This is a genomic window from Coriobacteriia bacterium (assembly GCA_014859305.1).
Taxonomy (GTDB): Bacteria; Actinomycetota; Coriobacteriia; order Anaerosomatales; family Kmv31; genus Kmv31.
This window is the reverse complement of record JACUUM010000008.1, coordinates 26,144-50,565: the sequence shown is the minus strand read 5'-3', so window position 1 is coordinate 50,565 and position 24,422 is coordinate 26,144. Positions and strand designations below refer to the sequence as shown.

Annotated in this window: 24 protein-coding genes; 2 read left to right on the top strand and 22 right to left on the bottom strand. The window is 70.6% G+C overall.

Features of this window, described 5'->3' with window-relative positions; translation table 11 throughout:
- The 15 genes from IBX62_02650 to IBX62_02580 all read right to left on the bottom strand — a co-directional run.
- Positions 1-222: hypothetical protein (locus tag IBX62_02650; GenBank protein MBE0475980.1), on the bottom strand; the 222-nt coding region annotated here is incomplete at its 3' end.
- On the bottom strand, positions 219-1,718 hold the full coding sequence (locus tag IBX62_02645) for a menaquinone biosynthesis decarboxylase (protein ID MBE0475979.1): 1,500 nt from the start codon (positions 1,716-1,718) through the stop codon (positions 219-221). The genes IBX62_02645 and IBX62_02650, both read right to left, overlap by 4 nt.
- Before the next feature lie 23 nt (positions 1,719-1,741).
- Positions 1,742-3,523: an alkaline phosphatase family protein gene (locus tag IBX62_02640; protein ID MBE0475978.1), complete on the bottom strand. Its 1,782-nt coding sequence runs from the start codon at positions 3,521-3,523 to the stop codon at positions 1,742-1,744.
- A gap of 2 nt (positions 3,524-3,525) precedes the next feature.
- The gene (locus IBX62_02635) at positions 3,526-4,227 is read right to left on the bottom strand and encodes an HAD-IA family hydrolase (protein MBE0475977.1); all 702 of its coding nucleotides are present in this window, start codon (positions 4,225-4,227) and stop codon (positions 3,526-3,528) included.
- 3 nt (positions 4,228-4,230) lie between these two features.
- A complete protein-coding gene (locus IBX62_02630) occupies positions 4,231-4,797 on the bottom strand; it encodes a nitroreductase family protein (GenBank protein ID MBE0475976.1) in 567 nt (188 codons plus the stop codon).
- A gap of 15 nt (positions 4,798-4,812) precedes the next feature.
- A complete protein-coding gene (locus tag IBX62_02625; GenBank protein ID MBE0475975.1) occupies positions 4,813-5,919 on the bottom strand; it encodes a glycosyltransferase in 1,107 nt (368 codons plus the stop codon).
- A gap of 35 nt (positions 5,920-5,954) precedes the next feature.
- A complete protein-coding gene (locus IBX62_02620) occupies positions 5,955-6,743 on the bottom strand; it encodes an anti-sigma factor antagonist (GenBank protein MBE0475974.1) in 789 nt (262 codons plus the stop codon).
- On the bottom strand, positions 6,733-9,921 hold the full coding sequence (locus IBX62_02615) for a SpoIIE family protein phosphatase (GenBank protein MBE0475973.1): 3,189 nt from the start codon (positions 9,919-9,921) through the stop codon (positions 6,733-6,735). Before IBX62_02615 ends, IBX62_02620 begins: the two co-directional genes overlap by 11 nt.
- A 120-nt stretch (positions 9,922-10,041) precedes the next feature.
- On the bottom strand, positions 10,042-10,770 hold the full coding sequence (locus IBX62_02610; GenBank protein ID MBE0475972.1) for a cytochrome c biogenesis protein CcdA: 729 nt from the start codon (positions 10,768-10,770) through the stop codon (positions 10,042-10,044).
- Between the two features lie 72 nt (positions 10,771-10,842).
- Positions 10,843-11,130 carry a heavy-metal-associated domain-containing protein gene (locus tag IBX62_02605; GenBank protein MBE0475971.1) on the bottom strand — a complete coding sequence of 96 codons (288 nt, stop codon included), beginning with the start codon at positions 11,128-11,130 and terminating at the stop codon, positions 10,843-10,845.
- A 4-nt stretch (positions 11,131-11,134) separates the two neighbouring features.
- Entirely contained in the window at positions 11,135-11,488 is a 354-nt protein-coding gene (locus tag IBX62_02600) for a hypothetical protein (GenBank protein ID MBE0475970.1), read from the bottom strand.
- Between the two features lie 115 nt (positions 11,489-11,603).
- A complete protein-coding gene (locus IBX62_02595; GenBank protein MBE0475969.1) occupies positions 11,604-12,956 on the bottom strand; it encodes a sigma-54-dependent Fis family transcriptional regulator in 1,353 nt (450 codons plus the stop codon).
- Positions 12,931-14,472, bottom strand: a complete 1,542-nt coding sequence (locus tag IBX62_02590) for a PAS domain S-box protein (protein ID MBE0475968.1) — start codon at positions 14,470-14,472, stop codon at positions 12,931-12,933. The genes IBX62_02595 and IBX62_02590 overlap by 26 nt, the downstream gene beginning before the upstream one ends.
- Entirely contained in the window at positions 14,469-15,863 is a 1,395-nt protein-coding gene (gene rpoN, locus IBX62_02585; protein ID MBE0475967.1) for an RNA polymerase factor sigma-54, read from the bottom strand. Before rpoN ends, IBX62_02590 begins: the two co-directional genes overlap by 4 nt.
- Before the next feature lie 243 nt (positions 15,864-16,106).
- Complete coding sequence (locus tag IBX62_02580) at positions 16,107-17,075, bottom strand: cation transporter (protein ID MBE0475966.1); 969 nt, start codon at positions 17,073-17,075, stop codon at positions 16,107-16,109.
- 165 nt (positions 17,076-17,240) lie between these two features.
- Here IBX62_02580 and IBX62_02575 point away from each other — a divergent pair, with 165 nt between their 5' ends.
- Positions 17,241-17,522: a metal-sensitive transcriptional regulator gene (locus tag IBX62_02575; protein ID MBE0475965.1), complete on the top strand. Its 282-nt coding sequence runs from the start codon at positions 17,241-17,243 to the stop codon at positions 17,520-17,522.
- A 27-nt stretch (positions 17,523-17,549) separates the two neighbouring features.
- Here IBX62_02575 and IBX62_02570 read toward each other — a convergent pair whose 3' ends face one another.
- Both IBX62_02570 and IBX62_02565 read right to left on the bottom strand, forming a co-directional pair.
- On the bottom strand, positions 17,550-17,975 hold the full coding sequence (locus IBX62_02570) for a DUF302 domain-containing protein (GenBank protein MBE0475964.1): 426 nt from the start codon (positions 17,973-17,975) through the stop codon (positions 17,550-17,552).
- The gene (locus IBX62_02565; protein ID MBE0475963.1) at positions 17,972-18,169 is read right to left on the bottom strand and encodes a zinc ribbon domain-containing protein; all 198 of its coding nucleotides are present in this window, start codon (positions 18,167-18,169) and stop codon (positions 17,972-17,974) included. The genes IBX62_02570 and IBX62_02565 overlap by 4 nt, the downstream gene beginning before the upstream one ends.
- A 170-nt stretch (positions 18,170-18,339) precedes the next feature.
- Between IBX62_02565 and IBX62_02560 the strand changes: the two genes are divergently transcribed.
- A complete protein-coding gene (locus tag IBX62_02560; GenBank protein ID MBE0475962.1) occupies positions 18,340-19,560 on the top strand; it encodes a ferrochelatase in 1,221 nt (406 codons plus the stop codon).
- A 46-nt stretch (positions 19,561-19,606) separates the two neighbouring features.
- On the opposite strand, the gene IBX62_02555 is transcribed toward IBX62_02560, so the two are convergent.
- The 5 genes from IBX62_02555 to IBX62_02535 all read right to left on the bottom strand — a co-directional run bounded on the left by IBX62_02555 (position 19,607) and on the right by IBX62_02535 (position 24,396).
- On the bottom strand, positions 19,607-20,320 hold the full coding sequence (locus tag IBX62_02555) for a PHP domain-containing protein (GenBank protein ID MBE0475961.1): 714 nt from the start codon (positions 20,318-20,320) through the stop codon (positions 19,607-19,609).
- Between the two features lie 257 nt (positions 20,321-20,577).
- Positions 20,578-21,702 carry a pyridoxal phosphate-dependent aminotransferase gene (locus tag IBX62_02550; GenBank protein ID MBE0475960.1) on the bottom strand — a complete coding sequence of 375 codons (1,125 nt, stop codon included), beginning with the start codon at positions 21,700-21,702 and terminating at the stop codon, positions 20,578-20,580.
- A 56-nt stretch (positions 21,703-21,758) separates the two neighbouring features.
- Positions 21,759-23,027 carry a B12-binding domain-containing radical SAM protein gene (locus IBX62_02545; GenBank protein MBE0475959.1) on the bottom strand — a complete coding sequence of 423 codons (1,269 nt, stop codon included), beginning with the start codon at positions 23,025-23,027 and terminating at the stop codon, positions 21,759-21,761.
- A complete protein-coding gene (locus IBX62_02540; protein MBE0475958.1) occupies positions 23,024-23,722 on the bottom strand; it encodes a hypothetical protein in 699 nt (232 codons plus the stop codon). The genes IBX62_02545 and IBX62_02540 overlap by 4 nt, the downstream gene beginning before the upstream one ends.
- A gap of 41 nt (positions 23,723-23,763) precedes the next feature.
- Positions 23,764-24,396, bottom strand: a complete 633-nt coding sequence (locus tag IBX62_02535) for a phosphoribosyltransferase (GenBank protein ID MBE0475957.1) — start codon at positions 24,394-24,396, stop codon at positions 23,764-23,766.
- Positions 24,397-24,422 lie beyond the last annotated feature (26 nt).

Genomic DNA, 24,422 nt, shown 5'->3' with positions numbered 1-24,422 from the left:
CGCGGCCCCATAGAGCGCGCCGATGTAGGCGTAGGGCAGCGCGAAGACCGAGTGCTCGAACTTCACGAGCTCGAGGAAGATGCGGGCCTTGCCCCAGAGGCCCTTCGGGGTCTGCGCGCCGGGCGGCATTCGCCTCGCGGCCGACTCGTCGACCTCCGCGCGCAGCGGCAGCGGTTCGCGGCGCACGCCGTCGCCGCGCGCCTGCCGCTCGCGCTCGCTCACAGGCCGAGCTCGCCCCACATCTCGTCGACGCGTACCTTGACCTCGGGCGTCATCCGCATCGCCTCGGGCCACTCGCGGCCGTGTCCCTCCTCGGGGAACGGCTTCGTCGCGTCGATGCCCATCTTGAAGCCGTACCTCTCGTGCGCCGAGGAGTGGTCGAGCTGGTCCAGCGGCCCCTTGCTGACCAGGATCGAGCGGTCGGGGTCGACGTTGTTGAAGCAGCGCCAGGCGACCTGCGAGTAGTCGTGGCAGTCGACGTCCTCGTCCACCACGATCACGAACTTCGTGAACATCATCTGCCCCATCGACCACGCGAAGTTCATCACGCGGAACGCCTGCCCGGGGAACTCCTTGCGGATCCGGAAGATCGCGCAGTTGTGGAAGACGCCCTCCAGCGGCAGGTCGTAGTCGATCACCTCGGGCATGAGCGCGCGGATCACCGGCAGGAACAGCCTCTCGGTGGCCTTGCCGAGGAAGCAGTCCTCCATCGGCGGCCGGCCGACGATGGTGGCGGGGTACCAGGCGTCGCTGCGCATCGTGAGCGCCTCGACGCGGAAGACCGGGTGGTAGTCGGCCAGCGAGTAGTAGCCGGTGTGGTCGCCGAATGGCCCTTCCCAGCGCACGTCGGCCGGGTCCGTCGACACCCAGCCCTCAAGTACGATCTCGGCGTGCGCGGGCACGAGCAGGTCGTTCGTCATGCATTTGACGACCTCGACGCTCTCTCCTCGGATGATGCCGCTGAACAGGTACTCGTCGATGATCGGAGGGACGGGCGCGGTGGCCGAGAAGATCGTGACCGGGTCCCCCCCGAGCGCCACGGCCACCGGCATACGCTCGTGCCCGAGCTCGCGCCAGGCGCGGAAGTTCTTGGCCCCGTCGTGGTGCACGTGCCAGTGCATCCCGGTCTCCCGGGGGCCGAAGACCTGCAGCCGGTACATGCCGAGGTTGAGCCTGCCTTTGACCGGGTCGCTCGTGACCACGAGCGGCAGCGTGACGAAGGGGCCGCCATCCCCCGGCCAGGTCGTGAGCACCGGGAGCTCCGTCAAGTCGACCTCGTCCTCGCGCAGCACGACCTCCTGCACCGGGGCCTTGCCCGCTTTGACCTCCTTCCTGCCGACGCCTGCCAGCCCTGCCAGGTTGCGCGCGACGCCGAGCTTGTCCCACACGCTCGCGGGGGCGTCCAGCGGCAACAGCTCCATCAGCTTCCGGCCCACCGCGTCCAGGTCGCGCCACGTACCGGTCTCGGCGTCGACGCCGAGCGCCCACGCCATGCGGTCGTAGTTGCCGAACGTGTTGATCAGCACCGGTCGCTCGTAGCGGCGCCCGGTCCGGCGATCCACCGGATCCTCGATCAGCAGGGCCGGGCCGAACGCCTTGTTGACCCGGTCGGTGACCTCACCGATCTCCAGGTACGGGTCCAGTCGAGCACGGATGCGCTTCAGCTGACCCTTGCTCTCGAGCAGCGCGACGAACTCGCGCAGGTCCCCGATGGTCATCATCTCTCCCGAAGCTCGGAACGTCACGCCGGGTGCGACTTGCGGCGCACCACGGGCTCCTGCTCCTCGCCGAGGACCGAGCGCCCCCGCTCCGCGTCCTCGGCCGCGCGCCTGGTCTCCTCGGCTCGGCGCACCCTCGGATGATACCGTCCGGCGAGCCAGGTAACCAGCGGCGAGAGCACCGCCGCGGCACCCAGGGCGGTGGCCTGGACGAGGTCGAGCTCGTACTTGAGGGCCCAGCGCAAGTCCGGCATGCGCCACGTGACCGACGCGCCGTACCACCACAGGAACCACGCGACCTGGAGCGCGAGCGTGGCTTGGGCGGTCAGTGCCGTCACCGGACCCAGGGCCAGCCAACCGGGCAGGAAGCGGCCCCGCGAGCCGCGGGGCGCACGGCGCAGCGCGGCGTAGACCAGCCCGGCGACGAACGCTGCGGCCAGCCCGGCCGCGGCCGCCTCGGCCATGCGCAGGCTGAAGAACGACCGGACGTCGGATCGCGAGTTGAACGCCGAGAGCGACCACCAGTGGCCGTGGACCAGGAAATACGCCGCGTTGTAGAGCGCGTGGTAGACCGCGGTGCCCGCGAGCGCGGCGAGAAGGGCGCGCCACGACGCGAGGCCGACGGCCGCCAGCGCGAGCACCGCTCCGGCGGCGACCGCGATCCCCGCCGGCACGCGCTCCCACCTGTCGTGGGCCTCTCGCACCCTCTCCGCAGAGCGGATCCAGGAGTCCAGCGCCTCTCCGTGCGAATCCTCGCCCCAGTCCGCATGCCTGGTCACGCCGGTCGGCTCGAGCACGACGTCGGCGTAGGCCGCCGCGAAGGCCCGCCGCTGCGCCCAGGTGGGCCGCACCGGGTCGCCCGAGGTCGTGGCGAGCACTTCGGCGAGCGCCTCGCCGGCGGCTTGACGAGGCGACGGGATGCCGGTCAGCGCGGCGAGCGTGGGGGCCAGGTCGCTCTGCCGCGCCGTCATGCGTGCGTAGCGGAAGCCGTCGCCGGAAAGGACCGCGGGCGCCCGTAACACCTCGGGCTCCCAGCCGCCATAGCCGCCCCCGGCGACGTGACCGTGTGCGGAAACCACGGCATAGGCGGTGCGGGCGTCCTGGGTGCCCTCCACGAGGCGCGCCAGGTCGCCGTCGACGCGGCGGACCACCTCGGCGTACTCTGACGACCCCGTGCCCGAGGCCCGCCCCGCCTCGTCGACGTCGGGCAGGTGGACGACGAGCAGATCGGGGCGGAGACCGCCGTCGATCCGCAGCGCCTCGTCGACCAAGCGCGCCGACAGGTAGTCGCCCTCCCGGTCCATCAGGAAGGCGGCTTGGGCGCGCCCCGCCCCGTACAGCGTCTCGAACGAGGTGGGGCCGACCACGCCTACCGTCCGGCCCGACCGCAGCGCGGTGTCGAGCAGGGTCTCCACCGGCACGCGCTCCTCGAACCGGTCGGTCGTCACGCCGCTCACGTTGGGCGGCGCTCCGGACAGGAGGGTCGTCCACGTCGGGTACGACAACGACGGTTGCCCGGCGACCAAGGTCAGGTCCGCGCCGATGTCGCGCAGCCGCTCGAGCGAGTTCATCTCCCGCGAGGCCTCCTCTCCGAGGCCGTCCACGATGACCAGCACGAGCCGTCCGGCGACCGGCGGCCCCGAGCCGGCGGCGGGGAGGTCCGTCGCCGTGAAGGGTGAGCGGTAGGAGACGACCTGCTCCCATGACGAGCCGGCCAGCCGGTGCGCGGCGAAGGCCGCGGCGAGACCGATCAGAACCGCGACCGGCGGCAGGAGCCACCGCCGGACCGAGCGGCGGGAGGCCATGCTCACCCCATCCCGAGGACCGCCTCGAGCGCGTCGAGGTCGGCGAGGTCCGGCTCATGGTCGGCGCACCCGGTCCCATGGCGGTCGATGAGCACGGGCCGCATCCCCGCGGCCGTCGCCCCCAGGACGTCGGCGTAGTGATGGTCGCCCACGTGGGCGGCACGCCGGGGTTCGACCCCGAGACGCATGCACGCGAGCTCGAAGATGCGCGGGTCGGGCTTGTGCAGGCCGACCTCGGCCGAGCTCACCACAGCCTCGACGTGGGCGCCGAACCCGAGGCCGTCAAGCAGCGTGCCGAGCCGGCGGTCCCAGTTCGAGATCACGCCCAGCCGCACCCCCCGCCCGCCCAGGCGCTCGAACGCCGGCAGCACGTCCGCGTAGGGCCGCCACCGCGCCGGATCGCCGAACGTGTCGTACACCCGCCGCGCGAGGACCTCGGCGTCCTCGTGGATGTCGAGCTTCCTGCAGAGCAGGGAGTACATGCCGACCCAGACCTGGCTGGTCTCGTCCTCGCTGGTCCAGAAGGTGTCGTCGTCCCGGTACCGGTCCTCGTAGTACGCGTCGACCATGGGCATGACCTCGTCGATGCGGTGCAGGTCGTGGAAGTGGCCTGCCTCCGCGAGCACTTGGCGGCATACCTCGGAGACGCTCGGATGGGGGTAGATGAGCGTGTTGCCTACGTCGAAGAAGACTGCGTCGTACATGCCTCACTCGAGGAAGGTCGCGATGTCGAGCCGGTGCTCGGGCGCATGCGGCACCTCGTCAGGATACCCCAGCACGATGACCGAGACGACCTCCCGGTCCTCGGGCAGACGCAGCAACTCGGCGAGCTCGTCGCGCACCCAGAACGAGACGGTCAGGTTGCACGCCCCCAGACCCTCTCTGGTCGCCACGAGGAGCATGTTCTCGACCGCGGTCCCGGCCGCGAGCAACTCGTTGATGCGCTGGAGCTCGCCCGACGCCTTGGGCAGCGTGACCGCGACGGCGACCGGCGACGCGCCGAGGTCGCCGTAGAACTCGACCGCCTTCTCGTACAGTTCCGGACCCAGCACCTCGACGTACTCGGCCAGGTGCACGGTCGTCAGCGAGATGACCCTGCCGAGGGCCCTTCGCGTCTCGCCCGTCGCCACGATGAGCCGGACAGGCTGGATGTTCAACGAGGAGGGCGCGAGCGCGGCAGCCTCGACCAGCAGGTCGAGCACCTCCCGGGGAACCTCCGTCTCCCGGAACGACCGGTAAGAGTGCCTGCCCCGGATCGCTTCCATGACGTCCATCGCGCCCCCCTCGTCTCAGCGCACCGCCACGAGCACGCGTTCGCACACGGACTGGGCCGCCCCCGGCTTGCCCAGCTTGCCGGCGTTCTCGGCCATCTGCCGCAGCCGCTCGGGATGCGCGGAGAGGAAGCGCACCTTCTCCACCACATCCTCCTCGTCTCGCGAGAGCAGGCCGGCTCCGTAGTTGACGAGGAAGTCCACGTTGTAGATCTCCTGTCCGGGGACCGGGTTGTAGATGATGAGCGGCAAACCCATCGCCAGCGCCTCGGAGACGGTGAGGCCCCCCGCCTTCCCGACGAGCACGTCGGCCGACGCCATCATTCTATGCATATCCTTCACGAAACCGAAGACCTTCAGCAGATCGGTCTTCTTCTCGAGAGAGAGGAGCCGCCGGCGCAGCCTCTCGTGACGGCCGGCCACCGCCGCCACCTGTATGCCTAGGGACGTCAGTTCCTTGGCTATCGATCGGACATCCCCCGGCGTTCCCGCCGCAGCCGTCATCAGAACCGTGAAGCGGTCCGCGAGGCCGAGCTGCTTGCGGCTCTCCCCGCGCTGGACCGCCTCGCTGAACCGTTCGTGGATCGGGATGCCGGAGACCACCACCCGCTCCCACGGGATGCCCCTCACGACGAGGTCCTCGCGCACCTCCTTCGTCGCGACGAAGTAGAGGTCCGTGGCCGGGTGCAGCCACTGGCGGTGGGCCCCGAAGTCGGTGATGACGGTCGCCGACACGAGGGGACGGGAGGCCTTGATCTCCGCCGCCACGCCCCCGGCTATCGGGAACGTCGAGATGACCGCATCGGGACCGTAGGAGTCGATGAAGGCCACGGCGCGCGCGTACCCCATCTGCGCCATCTCGTGTACGACGGGGTTGTTGGGGAGCTTGTTCGTCAGGTCGAAGAACGTGCCGTACAGTTCAGGGAAGAACTGCACCGACTGCTGGTAGGCGAACTTCGCGAGAACGTTCAAGCCCGGCGCGAAGTCCTCGAAGAAGTCCACCACCTCGAAACGGACCGTGCCCGAGTGGTGGGCCGCGAGGTAGTTGGCCAGCGCTTCGGAGGCGGACCGGTGGCCTCCTCCGAACGATGCGCTGAAGATCACGATGCGACGCTTGGACGGCACAATCGACCCCCCGGGGTGCGGCCGCCCTACGGGAATCAGCGATCGACGCCCTGCGGCGGCAGGTGCTTCACCAGTGTGACCATGGTCCCGCCGTCATCGCAAGACGCGAACTCGACCCTGTCCATCAGAGCCCGCATGAACATGATCCCTCGACCCGACGAGGCGTAGACGTCGCGGTTGCACTGGGCGATGCCGTTGAACCCCTCGCCGGCGTCGGTGACCCGGATCGTGATCCGATCCTCGGCGGCGCTCACCTCGATGCTGATCATGTCCTCCTGCCCCCGGGGTGATCCATGGCGCACCGCGTTCGCGAGCGCCTCCCCCACCGCCACCTTGATGTCGAACAGCGACGCCTCCGCGACGTCCAGCGGGGACAGCAGCGCGACGACCCGGTTCCTCGTCTCGGCCAGGTTGTCCGTCGTCGCCGGGATGTCCAGCGTCTGCGTCCACAGGGGCTCCGGCGGCACCTCCCTGAGCTCCAGCCCCTCCAGCGCGGACCCGAGGTTGGGAGAGGCGCTCACGCTCGGCGCCACCGATATGAGGCCCGAGAGCTCGAGGATGCGCGTCACGTCGGAGTTGGCGCCTGCCAGCACGAGCTTGCCGCCGCGCGGCGAGAGCCGATGATCCAGCCAGACGAGCAGCCCGAGCGCGGAGCTGTCCGCGTACGTCACGCCCGAGAGGTCGATGACGACGTTCACGTAGCCGCCCTGGAGCGCCGCGTCCAGCGCCTCACGCATCTCGGGGACGACGGAGATGTCGATCTCGCCCTCGACCCGCACGACACAGGCGCGCGAGTCCACCTGGCGTTCGATGTCAATCGACATCGAGGGCACGTCCTTTCCTGGGCCCATCCCTACACCGATGAAAACCTGCCCCAGGTCGCTCGCCCCCGGATGTCCGGCGAACCGTCAGGATAGCCACGTCGTCGCGGAGTTCTCCGGGGGTGAATCTCCGCAGCGAGGCTGTGATCCGCCGAGTGACGTCCGCGGCGCTCCCGCCGCCCACGAGAGCCCGCCGGACCCGTTTCTCTCCGAAGAATCTATTCCCTCTTCGGGCCTCTGTCACCCCGTCCGTGTAGATCACCATAGTGGACCCCTCGGGAGCGGGCACCCTCGCTTCGGCGAAGCTCGCAGTGCCGACCGCCCCGAGCAGTGGGCCCGTGGCGGCGAGATAGACGACCTCGGTGCCGACCCCGCAGGTCAGCAGCCCCGGCGGGTGGCCTCCGTTCGCGTATGTGAGCGTGTCCGTCTCGGGGTCGATCTCTCCTACGACGAGCGTGACGATATCCGCGCTGTCGCCCGCGTCGGTGACGATCCTGTTGACCTCGGTCAGGATGCGGGCCGGACCGAGGCCCGCGGCCGCGAGCGCGCGCACGGAGTACTTCACCATGGAGGTCTTCGTGGCCGCGCCGACGCCCTTGCCGCAGACGTCGCACATCGCGACGACGACCTTGCCGTCGACGGTCTGGAACAGGTCGTAGTAGTCACCGCCGATCTCCGCGTCCCGCCCCGCCGGCCGGTAGACGCTGTCGGCATCGATCCCGCGGACGTAGGGCAGCCTCCCGGGGAGGATGCTCGACTGCAGCACCGTGGCGACGGCGTGCTCGCGCCCGTACAGCGCCGCGGTGTCGATCGCGAGCGCCGCCTGCGACGCGAAGGTCGAGAGCAGCTCGATGTCCTCCTCGCGGTACGAGTGCGGCTCGCGGGAGAAGACGCACAGCACGCCGATGCTCCTCCCGCGCGCCAGGAGCGGCACCGCCAGCAGCGCCCTCAGACCGCGCGCCGCGGCGGCCGCCTCCAGCCCGCCGTTCGTCGGGTCCAGCATGCCCAGGACCTTCGGCCGCCGCGTCTCGAACACCTCCCCGGGCACGTCCTCGGAGGGGGAGCACTCCATCTCGAGGATCTCGGCGCTGACCATGCCCCGCGCCATCTCCGTGCTCAACGTCCGCTTCTGCCTGTCGTAGCGCATGAGCGAGACCGCGTCTCCCGAGAAGATCTTCTGCACCACGTCCAGGACGCGGTCGAGCACCACCTTCGTCTCCAGGGACAAACCGACCGCCTGCGAGATCCTGAAGATCGTGTCGAGGTTGATCGCGCGGCGCTGCGCCTGAGCGAACAGGTAGGCGTTCGCCAACGCGAGCGAGACCTGCTTGGCGATCGTGTTGGCCAGCCCGAGCCGCGCTTCGCCGAACCACACGGAGCCTCCGCGGTACTCGAAGCCGATGCCTCCCGCCGCCTCCTCGCGTGTCGCCAGCGGCACGAGTATGAGCGAGCGCACGCCGACCCCGCGGTACGCCTCCGCGAAGTCTCGCTGCTCGACGTCCTCTACGACGACCGCCCCACCCGATGCGCCGGCTCCGGCCCGCCCGAGCACCTCGAGCACGAGTGCCTCCCGCTCCGCGTCCTCGGCCGGCGGCAACCCGTACGCCTCGCGGTCGCGCACCGCCAGCACCGCGGAATCGGCCCCGAGCAGGCGCCCGGCCACGTCGCGCACGGAAGCCAGCGCGCTCGCGAGGTCGGTGGGGTTGGCGAGGTGCTCGGCGACCTCCCTGAGCGCCTCGGCCTCCACGCGGGACGCGTACTCGGCCTCGAACAGGCGGGAGTTGCGCAGAGCCACCGCCGCCTGGGCGGCGAACGTCCCCAGCGTCTCGATCGCGGCGTCGGAGAACGGCCGATGCCCGTCGTACAGCAGCAGCAGCCCGAACGCCTCTCCGCTCACGCTCAGCGGTATGCCGAGGAGCTCGCCGCGGGACTCGAAGACGCCGCCGTACCGGCCGGGCGGCAGCGACACCGGTCCTTCGGCCAGCAGCACCTGACCCAGGGCGAGCTCCGACTCGATCCTCAGCCTGTCGCCGGGGCGCACCGCCGAGGGCTCGGGCAGCCGTTCGGCCACCAGGTCTCCACTGACCATGTCCGTCAGGAAGACAGCCGCGCTGGCTGAGGGCGCGATGTGAGCGACGGCCGACAGGATGCTGTCGAGGACCTGCTCCGTTCGGGCGGCGCTGCGAAGCAGGCGCGAGATGTCGTGCAACGCGTTCAATCGCGTCGTCAGGTCGTTGATGGCCTCCGAGAGCCGCCCGACCTCGTCGCGCCGGCCCACTTCCATCGTGCGCACGTACGCCCCCGACGCCGCGCGCTGTGCCCGCCGCTCCAGATCCTTCAGAGGCGACACGAGCAGGCGCCCGGAGATCGCCGCGCCGATGACCGCCAGGATCGAGACGACGAGCCCGGCGACGGCGGCGGGCGTGAGCGCGACGCGCGCGAAGCTCACCGTGCTCGACCGCGGCTCGAGTATCGCGATCCGCCATGAGAGACCCGGGAGGCCGGTCACGTCGCGGTAGTCGCCGCTCAGGTCAAGGCCGACGAGTCTCGCCTCACCCGCTCCGCCCTCGTAGGCGTCGGCGTACACGATGCGGCCCGCCTCCGAGGCACGGCTTCCCGCGACGGCGACCGGGCCCAGTGCGGAGGCGACGCACGCGAGCCGGTCGCCGTCGGACCCCACGCTCGCGGCGACCTCGTCGGCGATGAACCCCGTCCGGACACGCCCGGCCACGAGGTCGCGGCTGCGCTCGCCGACGGTGCGCACCGCCCACACGACCGGCTCGCCGGTGTCCGGGTCCTCGCCGAGGTGCACGAACGCCACCATCGGCGACGCCCGTTCGCGCACCTCTCGGGGTATGCCGTCGTCGGCCGCGGAGCGCGGGTAGGCGGAGACCACCTTGCCCGAACCCTCTACCAGCAGGAGCCGGTCGAAGTGCTCGAACGCGGCCAGCCACTGGCGGGAGCTCAACCCGTCGGTGACGGACTCGGTCCCGCTCACGATGCCCTCGAGCATGTCCGCCGCCGCGCGGAACCGGGAGCGCACGGCTGTCAGCAGAGCGTCGCCTTCGGCGGCCAGCTGCTTCTGCTCGAGTCCCCTGACCGTGCGGTACACGCCCGTGACCGAGGTTGCGGCGAGCAGCACCACGGCAACGGTCACGAGCGCGATCGTCGCGAGGAACATGTCCCTCGCCAGACTCTGGTCCCGCCTCGCCCAGGCACGCAATGCGTCCACCTCCCCCCGCGATCACCCCAATGGTACGGCGAGGCGTGCCGCGGGCAAAGCGTGGATCCCGTCGGACGGTCATCCCATGGCGAGGAAGGGGGCCGCTCGCAGGAGCCACGCGGAGAGCAGCCGGAACGTGTCCGTGAAGATCAGGACGCCGACCACCATCAGAAGGGTGCCGGCGACCCGGTTGACCGTCGACGCGTGTGCCGACAGCCACCGCAGGACCGGCTCCACCCTGCCGAACAGCAGGGCGACGCCGATGAAGGGCAAGCCGAGACCCGAAGAGTACGCCGCGAGCAATGCCGCTCCCCGTCCGACGTCGGCCGAGGAGCCGGCGAGCGTGAGGATCGAGGCGAGGATCGGACCGACGCACGGCGTCCAGCCGAAGCCGAAGGCCATCCCCATCAACAGCGACGCGCCGCGGCCGAACGTGCGCGCGCGCGCCATGTCGAACCGGGCCTCTCCGTACAGCCGAGGGATCTTCACCACCCCGAGCATGAGGAAGCCCATCGCGAACACGAGAACGCCCGCCGATCGCGTCAGTCCCTCGCGGTAAGGAGCCAGGAAGGCGCCCAGGACCGAGGCGGAGGCCCCCAGGGCGATGAAGACGACGGCGAAACCGGACACGAACAGCAAGCTGGGCGCGAGCACGCTCCAGGTTCGGCGCTGGCCGCTCTTCAACTCAGACAGGCTCACGCCGGTGACGACCGACAGGTAGCCCGGGACGAGGGGGAGCACGCACGGTGACAGGAACGACACGATGCCCGCGGCGAACGCGGCAGCGAGACCCACCCCGGCACCCATGCGAACCTCCGCGGATCGTGGTCAGGACCGGCCCACCATACCCGGGGGGTATCCTGACGCAACCCGCGCTCCTTAGAGCGGCTGCGCCCCGTACCCGGTCGACTCGATCTCCTTGACGATCTGCTCGACCGTCACCCTGTCGGGGTCGTACAGGACGTGAGTGACGCCGGAGGCCAGGTCCGCCTCGACCTTCTCGACCCCTTCGAGGTCTCCCACGTTCATCTGTATGAGCATGATGCACGAGTGGCAGTGCATACCGGTGGTGCGGATGTCGACCTCGGCCACGTCGCTCTCCTCCCTGCGATGGCCCGATACGGGCTTGTACCCCGCGAGCACGACCCCGCGCGCCTCGGATCGCACCGCCTCAGGCCGCGTCCTCGGGTCGGAACGGCTCGGGGAGCGTCCCCAGCATGTTCCCGCAGTACGGGCACAGGCGCCAGCCCTTGATCACCCTCTCGCCGCACGCAGGGCACTCGTACGCGACGAACCCGATCCCCTCGTCGGAGCGAGCAGGTCTCGTCCTGAGCAGCAGCCATGCGACCGCCGCGATCACGAGACCGGCGATCAGTGGAACGGTCCAACCGAAAGCGGCTGTCCACGTGCAACCGGCGAAGCCGGCGCTCCAGTCGACCCGAAGGAGGAGGGCCGCGGTGGCCGCCAGCACGGCGAGAATCCCTCCGACGATCAAGATCAGCCTGCTCAGGGGGGCTTTGCTCACGACTTCTCCACACTTGGACCGACGCTTTCCCGGAAGTGCAAGGCGTATGCCAAAGACCTCCAGTCGCCCGCGCCGGTCCCGGCGGCTCCTCTGCCCGCCGTCGCGCAGAACGCTCTCACAGCCCCAAACGGTCCATGCGGGCCTGCAGCGTCTTGGTGGTCAACCCAAGGAGCTTCGCGGCCTTCGGCACGTTGTCGCCCGAGCGCCCGAGAGCCTGCTTGACGAGCTCCAGCTCGACCTCTTCGAGATCGCAGCCCTCCTCGGGAAGAGCGAAGGTGCACACGCCCCCCGCGGAGATCGCGGGCACCCCGGTACGGACCTCCGCCGGCAGGTCCGCCACGCCGATCTCGTCGCCCTGCGCGAGGATCACGATCCGCTCGATCGTGTTCTCCAGCTCGCGGATGTTGCCCGGCCACTGGTAGCCGACGAGCGCCTTCATCGCGTCCTGCGAGATCCTCTTGTCGGCCGCACCCAGCTTCTCGAGGAAATGCGCGACGAGACGGGGTATGTCGCTGGCGCGCTGGCGCAACGGCGGCAGCGTCATCGGTACGACGTTGAGGCGGTAGTAGAGGTCCTCCCGGAACACTCCGTCGGCGATGAGCTGCTGCAGGTCCTGGTTCGTCGCGGCCACGATCCGGACGTCCACCTCGATCGTCCGCGTCCCGCCCAGCCGCTCGAACGTGCGCTCCTGCAGGACACGCAGGAGTTTCACCTGCACGGAGGGCGTGATGTCGCCGACCTCGTCGAGGAACAGCGTGCCCCCGTTGGCCATCTCGAAACGCCCCGGCTTGGCCTGCATCGCGCCCGTGAACGCGCCCTTCTCGTAGCCGAACAGCTCGCTCTCCAGCAGCGTCTCCGGCAAGGCCCCGGCGCTGATCGAGACGAACGGCCTGCTCCCGCGAGGGGAGATCCGGTGGATCGCCCTCGCGATGAGCTCCTTGCCCGTGCCGCTCTCGCCGTAGATCATCACCGTGGCGTTCGTCGGAGCGACCTTGTGAACCGTCTCCAGGACCTCGAGCATCTTGGGGTCGGCTGCGACGATGCCCTCGACGTCGTAGTCCCGGTCGATCTCCTCGCGCAGCCGCTCCACCTCGGCGGCGAGCTCGCTCACCTGGATCGACTTCTCGATCGCGAGCTTGAGCTCCTCGAGGTCGAAGGGCTTGGTGAGGTACTCGTTCGCTCCGGCCTTCATCGCCTCCACGGCCTGACTCACGTTCCCGTGAGCGGTCAGCATGATGATGGGAAAGCCCTGGCCCTTCCCTCGCAGCCTCCTCAGCACCTCCATGCCGTCGGGCTTGGGCATCTTGTAGTCCAGCACCATCACGTCCGGCGCCTGCTCGGCGACCGCGGACAGCGCTTCCTTGCCGTCGGCCGCCTCGAGCACGTCGTAGCCCTCCGAGGACAGCGCCTGCCCCAGGACCCACCGCATGTTCTTCTCGTCGTCAGCGATGAGAACGCGCCGATTCATGCTCCTCCCTCATCCCACCAGCTCCCGACTGCGCCGGCAACGACACCATGAACACGGTGCCTCGCCCCTCGGTGCTCCGAACCTCTATGTGCCCGTCGTGCTCATCGACGATCCTGTGCACGATCGTGAGCCCCAACCCCGTGCCGCCGGGACGCTTCGAGTAGAAGGGGTCGAAGATCTTGCCGAGCTCCTCGGGCGCCATCCCGGGCCCGTCGTCCCTCACCTCGGCGACGACGAAGCCGTTCTCGGTCCCGGTGCGCACCTCCACGGTGCCCCCCTCCTCGCCCATCACCTGTACCGCGTTCGTCACCAGGTTCAAGAAGACCTGCTTGAGCTGGTCGGGGTCGCCGAGGACCGGCGGCAGGTCGCCCGGGAAGGACTCTCGGATCCGCACCTTGCGCCTCCCGGCGAAACGCCGGGTGAACAGCACGACGTCCCGCAGCACGTCCTCGACGTCCGTTCGTACCAGCGTCGGCGGCGAAGGGCGGCCGAAGTCCAGCAGCGCCTTGATCACCTTGTCGAGGCGGTCGATCTCCTGCTTGACCACGCCGGTGGCCTCCCGGAGCCGCGCCGGGTCGCACTGGGCCTCCTCGACGAGCTGCACCGAGGCCCGGATGATGCCCAGAGGGTTGCGCACCTCGTGTGCGACGCCGGCGGTGAGCTCGCCCAGCGCGGCGAGCCGGTCGGCGCGGATGAGCTGCTCGGTCAGCGCCTTGACCTCCGAGATGTCCTCGATGGTGACGACGGCCCCGAGGATCCTGCCGCCCACGGCGCGCATGCGCGACGCGGAGACCTGCGCGTGTATCGTCTTGCCGCCCCTGGTCACGAGCGTCACCTCGCGCACCGCCTTGGGCAGTCTGCCCTCGAGCACCTTCATCACGTCGTTGCCCAGCCCGGCGTCGTCGCTGAACAGGGCGCGGATGGCCTTGGGCACGACCTCGAACTCGGACATCCCCAGGATGCGCTCGGCGGCGGGGTTGACGGTCGCCACCGAGCCGTCGGGTCCGATGGTGATCACGCCCGAGGTGATGGAGCGGAGTATCGACTGGGTGTAGTCTTGGATGTTGATCAGCTGGATGGCGCGCTCCTCCAGCTTCCGATACGCGTCCTCGAGCTGGCGACCGACCTCCCGCAGCCCCATCGTCTTGCGCTCCTCGATGTCGCGAAGACTTCCGAACAGGGCGCCTATCACCACGTACATGACGATCTCGAGCAGGTTGTCGCCGCCGCCGCCGAGCAGTCCGCCCAGGCTCATCTGCGCGTGGATGGCGAACGGGATGGCCGCGGCCAGCGCCGTCAGAGTGCCGCCCCGCAGACCGAACCGGAAGGCGGCGAACAAGACGGGGAGGTAGGCGAGCCGCCGGTAGAGCGTGTGGTAGATGAGGTGCTCGGGCGCGGTGCTGGTGAACAGGTGCAGCAGCACGACCGCCGACAGCATCGCCGCCACGATCGACACGTCCCGTGCCGCCTGCCGCCTCTCCTCCGTCTCGCGGACGCTCTCCGCCATCGGGATCATCTACGCCTCCGTGCCCAGGACGGCTCGATCCCCAGTTCCTCGCGGTACTTGGCGACCGTACGCCTGGCCACTGAGATACCCTCGCTCGAGAGGACCTCGGCGAGCTTCTGGTCCGACAGCGGCTTGTCCGGGTCCTCCTCTCGCACCAGCTCTCGGATATGGTTCTTCACCGACGTGGACGCGACGTCCAGCCCCGTGGAGGTCCGGTACCCTCCCGAGAAGAAGTGCTTCAGTTCGAACAGCCCGTACGGCGTCGCCATGTATTTGCCGGTCACCCCGCGGCTCACCGTGGAGAGGTGCACCCCGATCTCCACGGCCACGTCCTCCAGGCGCAGCGGCCGCAGCGGTCCCTGGCCGTCCTCGAAGAAGTCGCGCTGCACCTCGAGGATGATCTGCGCGATGCGGCTCACGGTGTCCTTGCGCCGGTCGACGTTGCGGATGAAGCTCTCGGCGGACCGGATCTTGTCCTTCAGGTAGCGGCGCGTCTCATCGTCGGCCTTCGATCCCGAGCGCAACATCGAGCGGTAGCGGGGGCTGACACGGAGCGTGGGGACGGATTCGTTGTTCGGGATGATCAGCCATTCGTCGCCGATGCGGCGGAGGGTGACGTCGGGGACTATGTAGCCGGGCGAGGGGCCGGGCGAGAACGCTCCCGCCGGCCGCGGGTTGAGGTCGCGCAGCAGATCCACCAATCGCCGCACCTCGCGCTCGTCGGTGCGAAGCGCTCGAGAGACCTTCCGGAACCTGTTCGCGGCGATGTCGTCGAGGTGCTCCTCGACGATGCGTTCGAGCACGGGCTCCTCGAGCCCGAGGTAGACCATCTGGATCTTCAGCGCCTCGGCGAGGTCCCTCGCGCCCACACCCGGGGGGTCGAGCTGCTGCACGACACGCAGTCCCTCCTCGGCCTCCTCGGGCGTGACCGCGGCGATACGCGTCACCTCGGCGAGGTCTCCCGCGAAGAAACCGTCCGGGTCCAGGCTGCCGACGACGGCGCGCGCCGCGGCCTCGACGCCCGGCTTCAGGGAGAGCATGCCGATCTGGTCGAGGAGGTAGTCGTCGAAGCTCTGGACGCCGGAGACGAACTCCTCGGTGTTGACGGCCTCGGCGTTCGGGTCCCGAGGCGAGACCGGCTCCGAGGCCTCGAGGTCCTCGTACATGTCCAGCCACTCGTCCCACGCGCGCTCGTCCTCGCCCGTGTCCAGCCGATCCTCCTCGGCTTCCGCCGGATCGGTCTCGAACTCCTCCACCTCGAGCACCGGGTTCTCCAGCATCTCCATCTCGACGAGCGCCTGGAGGTCGGCGATGGGCATCGCGAGGATGCTCAGGCCCTGGTAGACCTGGGGCGAGAGGGTGACCTTCTGTTTGAGCTCCGGCCGTTGCGTGATCTCCATCGTGGGCTCCCCGGCCCGTCCCGTCGCCGCTTCAAGGGGCGCGAGCGTTAGCAAACCGCGTACCACTCAGTATATCCCCACAGCGCGAGGGACGGGTGGGCACCGTCCCCAACCTGGGATACCCACGCGGGAGTCCGCGCTACCCCGACGCGCAGCGGCCGAGGTCCGGCGCCCGGCGCCGGCCGGGCCGGCCGGCCGGGGCGTCCCTGACCGTTCGGCGGCCCGCCTCTAGCGGCCCGTCCTTCAGCGGCGCCGCTCGGGCCGGTCCGCGGGGCCGGCCGCGGGGGCGGGGGCAAGGCCCTGCTCGGCCTCGGACTCGGTCTTGGAGACCTGGTAGGCGTCGAGAGGCTCGAGGTGCACGATCGCGTCCACGACCTCGGGGAAGGCCTCCGTTACCCCGCGCTCGACCTCCTCGGCCACGAGGTGCCCCTGCTCGACGGTCACGGAGGGTTCCACTTGGATGTGTAGGTCGGCGTACACCTCGGACTCCGAGCCCCGGGTCCGGATGGAGTGGCAGCCGAGCACGCCCGGGATCCGGAGGACGACGGAGCACAGCAGCTGCGGATCGATCCTCGCCCTGTCCGAGAGCGTCAGACCGGCCTCGCCGAGCACGCGGACCGCGGTGAGCACGATCGCGACGGCCACCAGCAGCGCGATGATCGGGTCGGCCGCCGGGAAGCCAAGCCGGACGGCGACGAGGCCCGCGATGACGCCCAGGCTCACCAGCACGTCGCTGCCGGTGTGGCTCGCGTCCGCGACGAGGATCTGGCTGCCGATGCGGCGTCCGATGCCCCGCTCGTACAGCGTGACGCCTATGTTGACCGCCAGGGTCCCGAGCATGACGGCGAAGGAGCCGGCGTCCACGCGCGGCGCGCCGTCCGGGCCGTCCAGCAGCCGGCCCAGGGCTTCCGAACCGACGTTGTACGCGGCCAGCATCAGCATGGCGCCGATGGCCGCCGAGGCGTAGGTCTCGAACTTGCCGTGGCCGTACGGGTGCGTCCGGTCCGCCGGACGGGACGCCAGGCCGATGCCCACCAGCCCGATCACGTTCGACAAGCCGTCGAAGAGCGAGTGGAAGCCGTCGGCTCGCATGGCGATCGAGCCCGACAGCAGTCCGTAGGCGATCTTCGCGGCGGCGACGGACGCGTTGAGTCCCAGGATCGCCAGCAGCACCCGCCTGACCGTCCGGACGCGTCGCCCGCCGAAGCGCATCTCGCTGGGCTTCGTGTAGCCCATGGCCCTCCTCGTGCGCGTTGCCGGCCCCCCGGCATTGCCTGGAATACCCCTAGGGGGTATAATAGCCGCGCGAGTAGATAGTACCGTACCTTCCGCAAGGAGTGCCTCATGTCCCATGACGACACGGTCGCCACGGCCGAGATGCTCGAGGTCTCGGAGGCCGAGCGCAAGCGCATCGTCAACCGGCTGAAGCGCCTGGAGGGCCAGATGCGCGGCCTGCAGTCCATGGTCGAGTCGGGTAAGGAGTGCGAGGCCGTCCTGACTCAGATCATGGCCGCGAAGGCAGCCCTCAACCAGGTCGGGATGCACATCATCGGCTACTCCATGAAGAAGTGCCTCATCTCGGAGGATGTCACGGCCCGGGACGACCTCATCGACGAAGCGATCGGCGTGTTCCTGAAGTACTCGTCCTGCGTGAAGTAGGATGGCTGCCGGCCGGCCGAGCCTCCCTCAGGTCCCGTCCCCGGCCGCCGCGTCCACGACCGCGAGCACGTCGCGCTCGAGGCACGCCGCGAGGCGCACGACGGCGTCATCGGACACGAGACGCGTCACGAACGACGGCCGCAGGGCCGACACGAAGACGTGGTCGCCCCTCTGGTAGACGTTGAAACGCAACGGCGTGAGCAGCCCCGCAAGCTCCGTCGAGGAGGAATCGTGCGCACGCCCCACCTCGAGGATCGTCAGCGGCTGGATGGGGAAGCCCTTCGCCTCCAGCGCCGACTGGATGTCGTAGGTCCTGCGCACGACCAGGTCCCGCGACTCGATGGCGTGCGTGATCGACCCGAGGGTCTCGTCGAACCCGGCGCCGCTGCGCCGCTCGTACGTGTAGTCCTCCGGGAACCCTCCATCGCCCGACCGGACGTCGGTCACCTTCAAGTGAAGCCTCCTCCAGGCGCACAGCCGGATCCCGACCCGCTCTTCAGGGCGCTGATGTAGCCGCCGCCCACCCCGGTGCGGACATCCGTGGAACCGCACGCGGGACATACCTTGTCGTCTTCCTGCAGCAAGCGCGGAACGAACCGTTCGTGACGCTCCCCGCACCGGTCACACTTCAGCTCGTACGTCGGCAATGCCTTCCCTCCATCGGTCGGGCTCGGACGCCGTCATCATACCCCCCGGGGTATTGGGCCGTCAACGCCGCACGGTCCCGCCATCCCGTAGAGTATCCTATCAGCGGCGGTAAGGGGTACGTGCAGCCTTCGACCCGGGAACGCGAGTCCGGCAGGGGCGAGGAGGGGACGTGGCGCTTTCGTGGGCGTGGCTCGCGCTGCTGCTCGGCGCCGTGGGCGCCGGCGCGGCCCTCGTGGCGCTGCTGATAGCGCCTCCCCGGTACGAGCCACCGGCCTTCGCAGGCGCCGCCGGGATGGTCGCGATGTCGGGCTGGGGTCTCGTCCTGCTGTCCGCCCGCCACGGCTCGGTCGGCGCGGCGGTCCTCTCCGGCGCGCTCGGACTCGCCGCCTTCCTCGGGGGCTACCTGCTCGCCGCCTCGATGCTCCCCCTGCTCGCCCGCTCGGCCCCGCCCGCTCCACTGCCGCGTGTGGAGGGCGATCCCGCGCGTTCACCGGCCTACGTGCTGCTGTCGCGCGCCGAGCCCGAACGGTACCACCCGCGCTGGGCGGCGGCCACCGTCGCCGAGGTCTCGGGGTCCGGCTCGATGTTCGTCCCCGTCGCACTCCTGCCGTTCCTCTTCGCCGCCCAGAAGGCTCGCTACCGCCTCGCCCAGGGGCGCAGCCCGGCGCGCCAGACGGTCCTCGGCCTCGCCCAGCGCTCGGCCCGCGCCCTGGGCGTGCCGGAGGTGCGCGTGGCGTGGTGCGAGCCGCCGGGGTCGCTGGCGGAGGCCGTCCATGCGGCCGCGCAGGCCGGGTGCTCCCGCATCGTGGTCGCCACTCTCGCCGTGGCGGAGGGCCATCCCGAGGAGCGCGCCAAGATGGCGCTCGACGCGCTGAAGCCCGGCGAGGCCGGTCTGGAGATCCTCTACACCCAGCCGATGTGGTCCTCGGAGCGGCTCGCCGGGCTGGTCGCCGGCCGAGCCTCGTCGTTCGCCGACGGGAGCCCGGAGGCCGGCGTCACGCTGGTCATGGAGGCGCAGCCCCCCGCGTGGGAGGGCGCGCACGAGGAGTTCGACCGGCAGGAGGCGGCGTTCGCGGGGCGAGTCCGCACCCTCATCGCGGAGGGCGGCGTGCCAGGGGAGCGGATCCGGACCGCGTGGGCGGACTGGAGGACTCCGGACGTCACCGAGACGGTACGTCACCTCGCGGCGCTGGGCTGCGAGCGGGTCGCTGTCGTGCCGGCGGGGTTCCCCACCGAGACGCTCGTCACCATGCTCGACCTGGCTCGCGGGGCCGAGCTCGCCAGGACCGAGGCGGCGGTGCAGCTCCTGCCTCCGTGGGGGAACGACCCCGCCGTGGCCGAGGAGCTGGTATCGCGCATGCGCGAGGCCGCTTCCGGGCGCTCGGAATGACGCCGAGGGCTTGGCGCTTGCGGCGGGGCGGACCGCGGCGGGGCGCTCAGCGCGCCTTGCAGCGCTCCCAGTTCCACGACTGCATCCTGCGGATCTGCGGGTAGCGGAACGCGTAGCGCAGCGCGAGCGACAGCTGGCCCTTGCCCGCCTTCGCGCGGGTGTCGAGGTCATCGATGCCGCGGCGCAGGTCCTCGGCGGTAGTGCCGCGGAAGAGCGTGTAGCCGGTGCCGATCCCCTTGAGCACGTGCGCGTCGGAGCCGCCGGTGGCCGCTATCCCCTGCCCGCCGGCGAACGCCTTGGCGGCGAGACGGTTCGCGTAGACGAGGTACGGCGACGAGTTGAAGAGCTCGAGCCCGTGGAAGGCGACGTCGTAGATCGAGTCGCCGAGCGCCTTGAGGCCGAAGGGGCCGAACGCGCGGTTGGCGAAGGGGTGAGGGATTATCGCCACTCCGTCCTGCTCGTTGATCCGCGAGATCGTCTCGACCGCGGACAGACCCGGAGGCACCATGTCACTCAGGTACAGCCCGAGGATGTGGCCGGAGCGCGAGCTTATCTCCTCCCCGACGACGACCTCGAAGTCGTACATCTCCTCGAGTGACTTCGCGAACAGCGCACCCTCGACCGTGTTGTGGTCCGTGATCGCGATGACGCGCAGGTCCGTCCTCTCCTGCACGTAGTCCATGATCTCGGGTATCCTCGCGAGGCCGTCGCTGTGGTTGCTGTGGATGTGCAGGTCGGCCTTGCTGTAGGTCTCGGTCACTCGTTACCCTTCGCGCCCCTCGTCGGTAGGACCTTCGGCCGACGAGCAAGTCCCGTACCCATGATTCTCGGTACCCCGGCGGTGCCGCTGCACCGCCTCGTGACGAACGGTCGTGCCGCCGGTACCCGCACCCCGGGCGGCGCAGGACCTGTCAAGGATACCCCAACCGCCCCCGGCCCCAACATGGCGGCGCCGACGACGGATGCCGGCGCCACGGCCGCTCGGACCTCCGCCGCCCGCCGCCCTGTCGGTCGCTTTCACCAGTCCTCCACGGCCTGACCGACGGACCAGCGCCGCAGCCGCCGCACGCCCTCGCGCAGACGATCCAGCGGCGAGGCGTAGCTGAAGCGCAGGAACCCCTCGCCCCCCGGACCGAAGTCGATGCCGGGCGCTACCGCGACGCCAGCCTCCTCGAGCAGGCGGTTCGCCAGACGCAGCGAATCGCCGTCCCATGCCCGCGCGTCGGCGAACACGTAGAACGCCCCGAGAGGCTCGCGCGCGACCCCCAGGCCGATCTCGCGCAACGCGGGCACGAGGAAGCGACGGCGCTCGTCGTAGGCCGCTCGCATCCGCGACACCTCCCTGCCGGCCCGGGTCAGCGCCACGGTCCCGGCCACCTGCACGAAGTGGTTCGCGCACAGGAAGAAGTTCTGCTGGATCTTCTCGGCCGGCCGCACGAACTCCCGCGGCGCGACCAGGTAGCCGAGGCGCCAGCCTGTCATCGCGTACGCCTTGGAGAAGCCGTTCAGCACGAACGCGCGATCGGTGAACTCGAGCACGGTGTGCTCGCGGCCCTCGAACTGCAGGCCGTGGTAGATCTCGTCGCTGGCCAGGTACATGCCGGTGTCCTCGGCCACCTCGGCCAGGGCGCTGAGGTCGGCCGGTCGCAGCACGCCCCCTGTCGGGTTGCCCGGCGAGTTGAGCATCGCGGCGCGCGTACGAGGGGTGACCGCGGCGCGCACGTCCTCGGCGAGCAGCCTGAAGCCCTCCTCGGCCCGCACCGGGACGGGTACGGGCACGCCCCCCAGAAAGCGCACGTAGTTCGGGTAGGCGGGGTAACCGGGGTCGGGCACGAGCACCTCGTCGCCCGGGTCGAGCAGCGTGCCGAAGAGCAGCAGCATGGCCGGGGAGGTCCCCTGCGTGACGACGATGTCCTCGCAGTCCACCCTCACGCCGTACCGCTCGTCGAAGTGGGCGGTTACCGCGTCGCGCAGGTCCGGCAGCCCGGCGGACTGGGTGTAGCCGGTGTCGCCGCTCTCCATCGCGGCCTCGGCGGCGTCGGTGATGACCGACGGAGTGGGGAAGTCGGGGTCCCCTATCTCGAGGCGGACGACGTCTCGGCCGGCCGCCTCCAGCGCCTTTGCGCGCGCGACCACGTCCATTACGACGAACGGCCGGATCTCCTCGGCGCGCTTGGAGACGCCGTGACCGCGGGCTCTCACGCCCCGGCCCCGTACTCGCGCTGCAGCGCCAGGCCCATCACCTCGGCGCGTCGCAGCTCGGCGAAGGAGGCCTCGCGGGTGGCGACGACCTCGTGCGGCGCCGACGGATCGAAGACCAGCCCGAGTTCGGAGGCGCGCTCCCAAAGCGGTGTCCCGGGAAGGACGTGCAGCGTGGACATCTGCACCCTGCCCGGGTCCAGCGCCGTCACGAAGCGCATGCCCTGCGCGAACTCGGCCGGTCCGTCGCCGGGCAGGCCGAGGATGAGGTCGCACTCGACCGAGATCCCCTCGGCCTTGCACGCGGCCACGCCCGCGCGGAACCGGTCCCGGTCGAAGGGCCGCCCGCAGATGCCGAGGGCCTCGGCACCCACCGACTGCGGGCCTGTCTCGACGGAGCGCACGCCCGCGCGCCGCAGCATGCGGGCCTCCTCGGGGCCGATACGCTCGATGTCCACCTCGACCGTGTGCAGCCTCACCCCGTTGGAGGCGTGAGGCTCGAGCAGCGCGGCCATCCGGCCCAGGCGGTCCTCGGTGAGGTTGAAGACGGGGTCGATGAAGGAGAACAGGCGCAGACCCGCGCGATCCGCCAGCCATTCGACCTCGGCGGCCACGCGCTCCTGGGAGAAGTGGCGGACGCGGCCGTACCCCTTGCCCTCGAAGCAGTATCCGCACCGGTGCGGGCAGCCGCGGTAGGTCTCCAGGTACGTGGCCCCCTCGACCGGCTCCATGAGGCCGGCGAGGTACGGGGAGGGCAGCTCGTCGAGGTCGGGGACGAGTTGACGGTCGTCGGCCGAGGCCACGGAGCCCTCGCGACGCGTCGTGACGCCCTCGACCCGCCAGGTCTTGCCGCCGGAGGCCATGACTCCGAGCAGCTCGGCGAAGGTGACCTCACCCTCGCCGCGCACCACGACGTCCACGGAAGGGTTGGCCCTCAGCACGTCCTCGGCGATCGGGCCGACCTCCGGGCCTCCGAGCACGATGGAGGTCTCGGGGCGCGCCAACCCGATGAGGCGGCACGCCTCGTAGACGGTCGAAGCGTTCCAGCACGTGACCGAGAAGGCCGCCACGTCCGGCGCCCTGCCGGCGACCCTGTACGCCACCCACCACGCGTCGGTGCCGACGTCCAGGTCCACCGTCTGGAACGCGGCCTTGCCCGAGAGCCGACGGTCCGCCTGCGCGTAGGCGCGCAGGTAGCCCATCGCCAGCGAGCGGTAGCCCGGGGAGTTCAGCGCGACCAGCGCCACCTTCAGCGGACCGCCGCTCACGCCGGCTCCCCGGTCGCGAACGGCGGCTCGAAGTGCATCTCGTAGCCGGGCAGCGCACCTTCGGTCACGCCGGCGAGACGCAGCCACATGCGGTTCACGGTCCCGCTGTCCGCGGCGGCGGCCAGCCAGGGCGCGGCGGGGCCCGGCGGGACCGAGGCCGTATCCAGGACCGCCTCCGCGGAGGCGGCGCCCGTTTCCGCGAGCGCCGTGACCGTCGCCGGCAGGTCGTGCAGATTGTGGCGGCAGACCGGCAGGATCGCGGTCACGACGGCGGATACGCCCGCACGCTCCGCCGCGTCCAGGAAGGCGCGCACGCCGGCCAGCGTCGCCTCCCCGGCTCCCGCCGCCCGAAGCAGCTCGTCGTGCCTGGACGGCGGCGCAAGCAGGCGCACCCTGACGTGGCGAACGCCCACGCACAGAGCCTCCTCGGCGTACACCGCGAGCGCGGGGCCCGCGTCCGTCCGCAACCTTCGCGCTCCCGCAACGAGGGCGCCCGACACGAGGTCCCGCCAGGCGGGGTGTTCGAAGGCGTCGCCCCCTACGAGGGCGACGGAGCCCCCGCGGGCCTGCACGTCGCGGCGGATGGCGGACGCGACCTCCTCGGCAGGGATGAAGGGTGCTTCTTCAGGGCACGGCCGGCAACGGGCGCACGCGGCCGGACGGCCGCCTATGGGGACCTCGGCGTACGCGAGCATGCGCACCTCCCGCAGGACAGGATAGCGCAGAGCCCGCAGCCTCAGGTGCGTGACGCCGGCGTCCCGGCCAGGATGTCGACCACCTCTGCGTCCGACACCTGGGGGAACTCCCGGTAGAACTGGCCGACGGCGCCGAAGGGTTCGGGGACGTCCACCGCCACGACCTCGTCGGCGACCTCGGCCAGCGCCTCGCGCGCTTCGCGGGACATGACGGCCGCGGCGACCACGACGCGCCCGGCCCCCTGGTCGCGCGCGTAGCCGGCCGCCTTGAGGGCGGTGAGACCGGTCGCGATGCCGTCGTCCACCAGGATCGCGGTCTTGCCGCGCAGCTCCAGGGGCGGGCGGCCCGCGCGGTACGCCGCCAGCCGGCGCTCGATCTCCGCTCTCTCCCGCTCGGCTATGCGCCGCACCTCCTCCTCGGAGACACGGGCGAACGGGTTGACGAGCAGCCCGCCGTCCGGGTCGACGGCTCCCGCGGCGAACTCGGGGTTGAGCGGGTGGCCGACCTTGCGCACGACCAGCACGTCGAGCGGCGCCGCGAGCGCCCCCGCCACCTCCGCGGCGAGCACTACGCCGCCCCTCGGTATGCCCAGCACGACCGCGTCGGGCATGCCGCGATACCCGGCCAGCTTCTCGGCGAGCCTGCGCCCCGCCTCGAGCCTGTCACGGAACATCTGCCTCACCCTCGTGCCGGAACTCG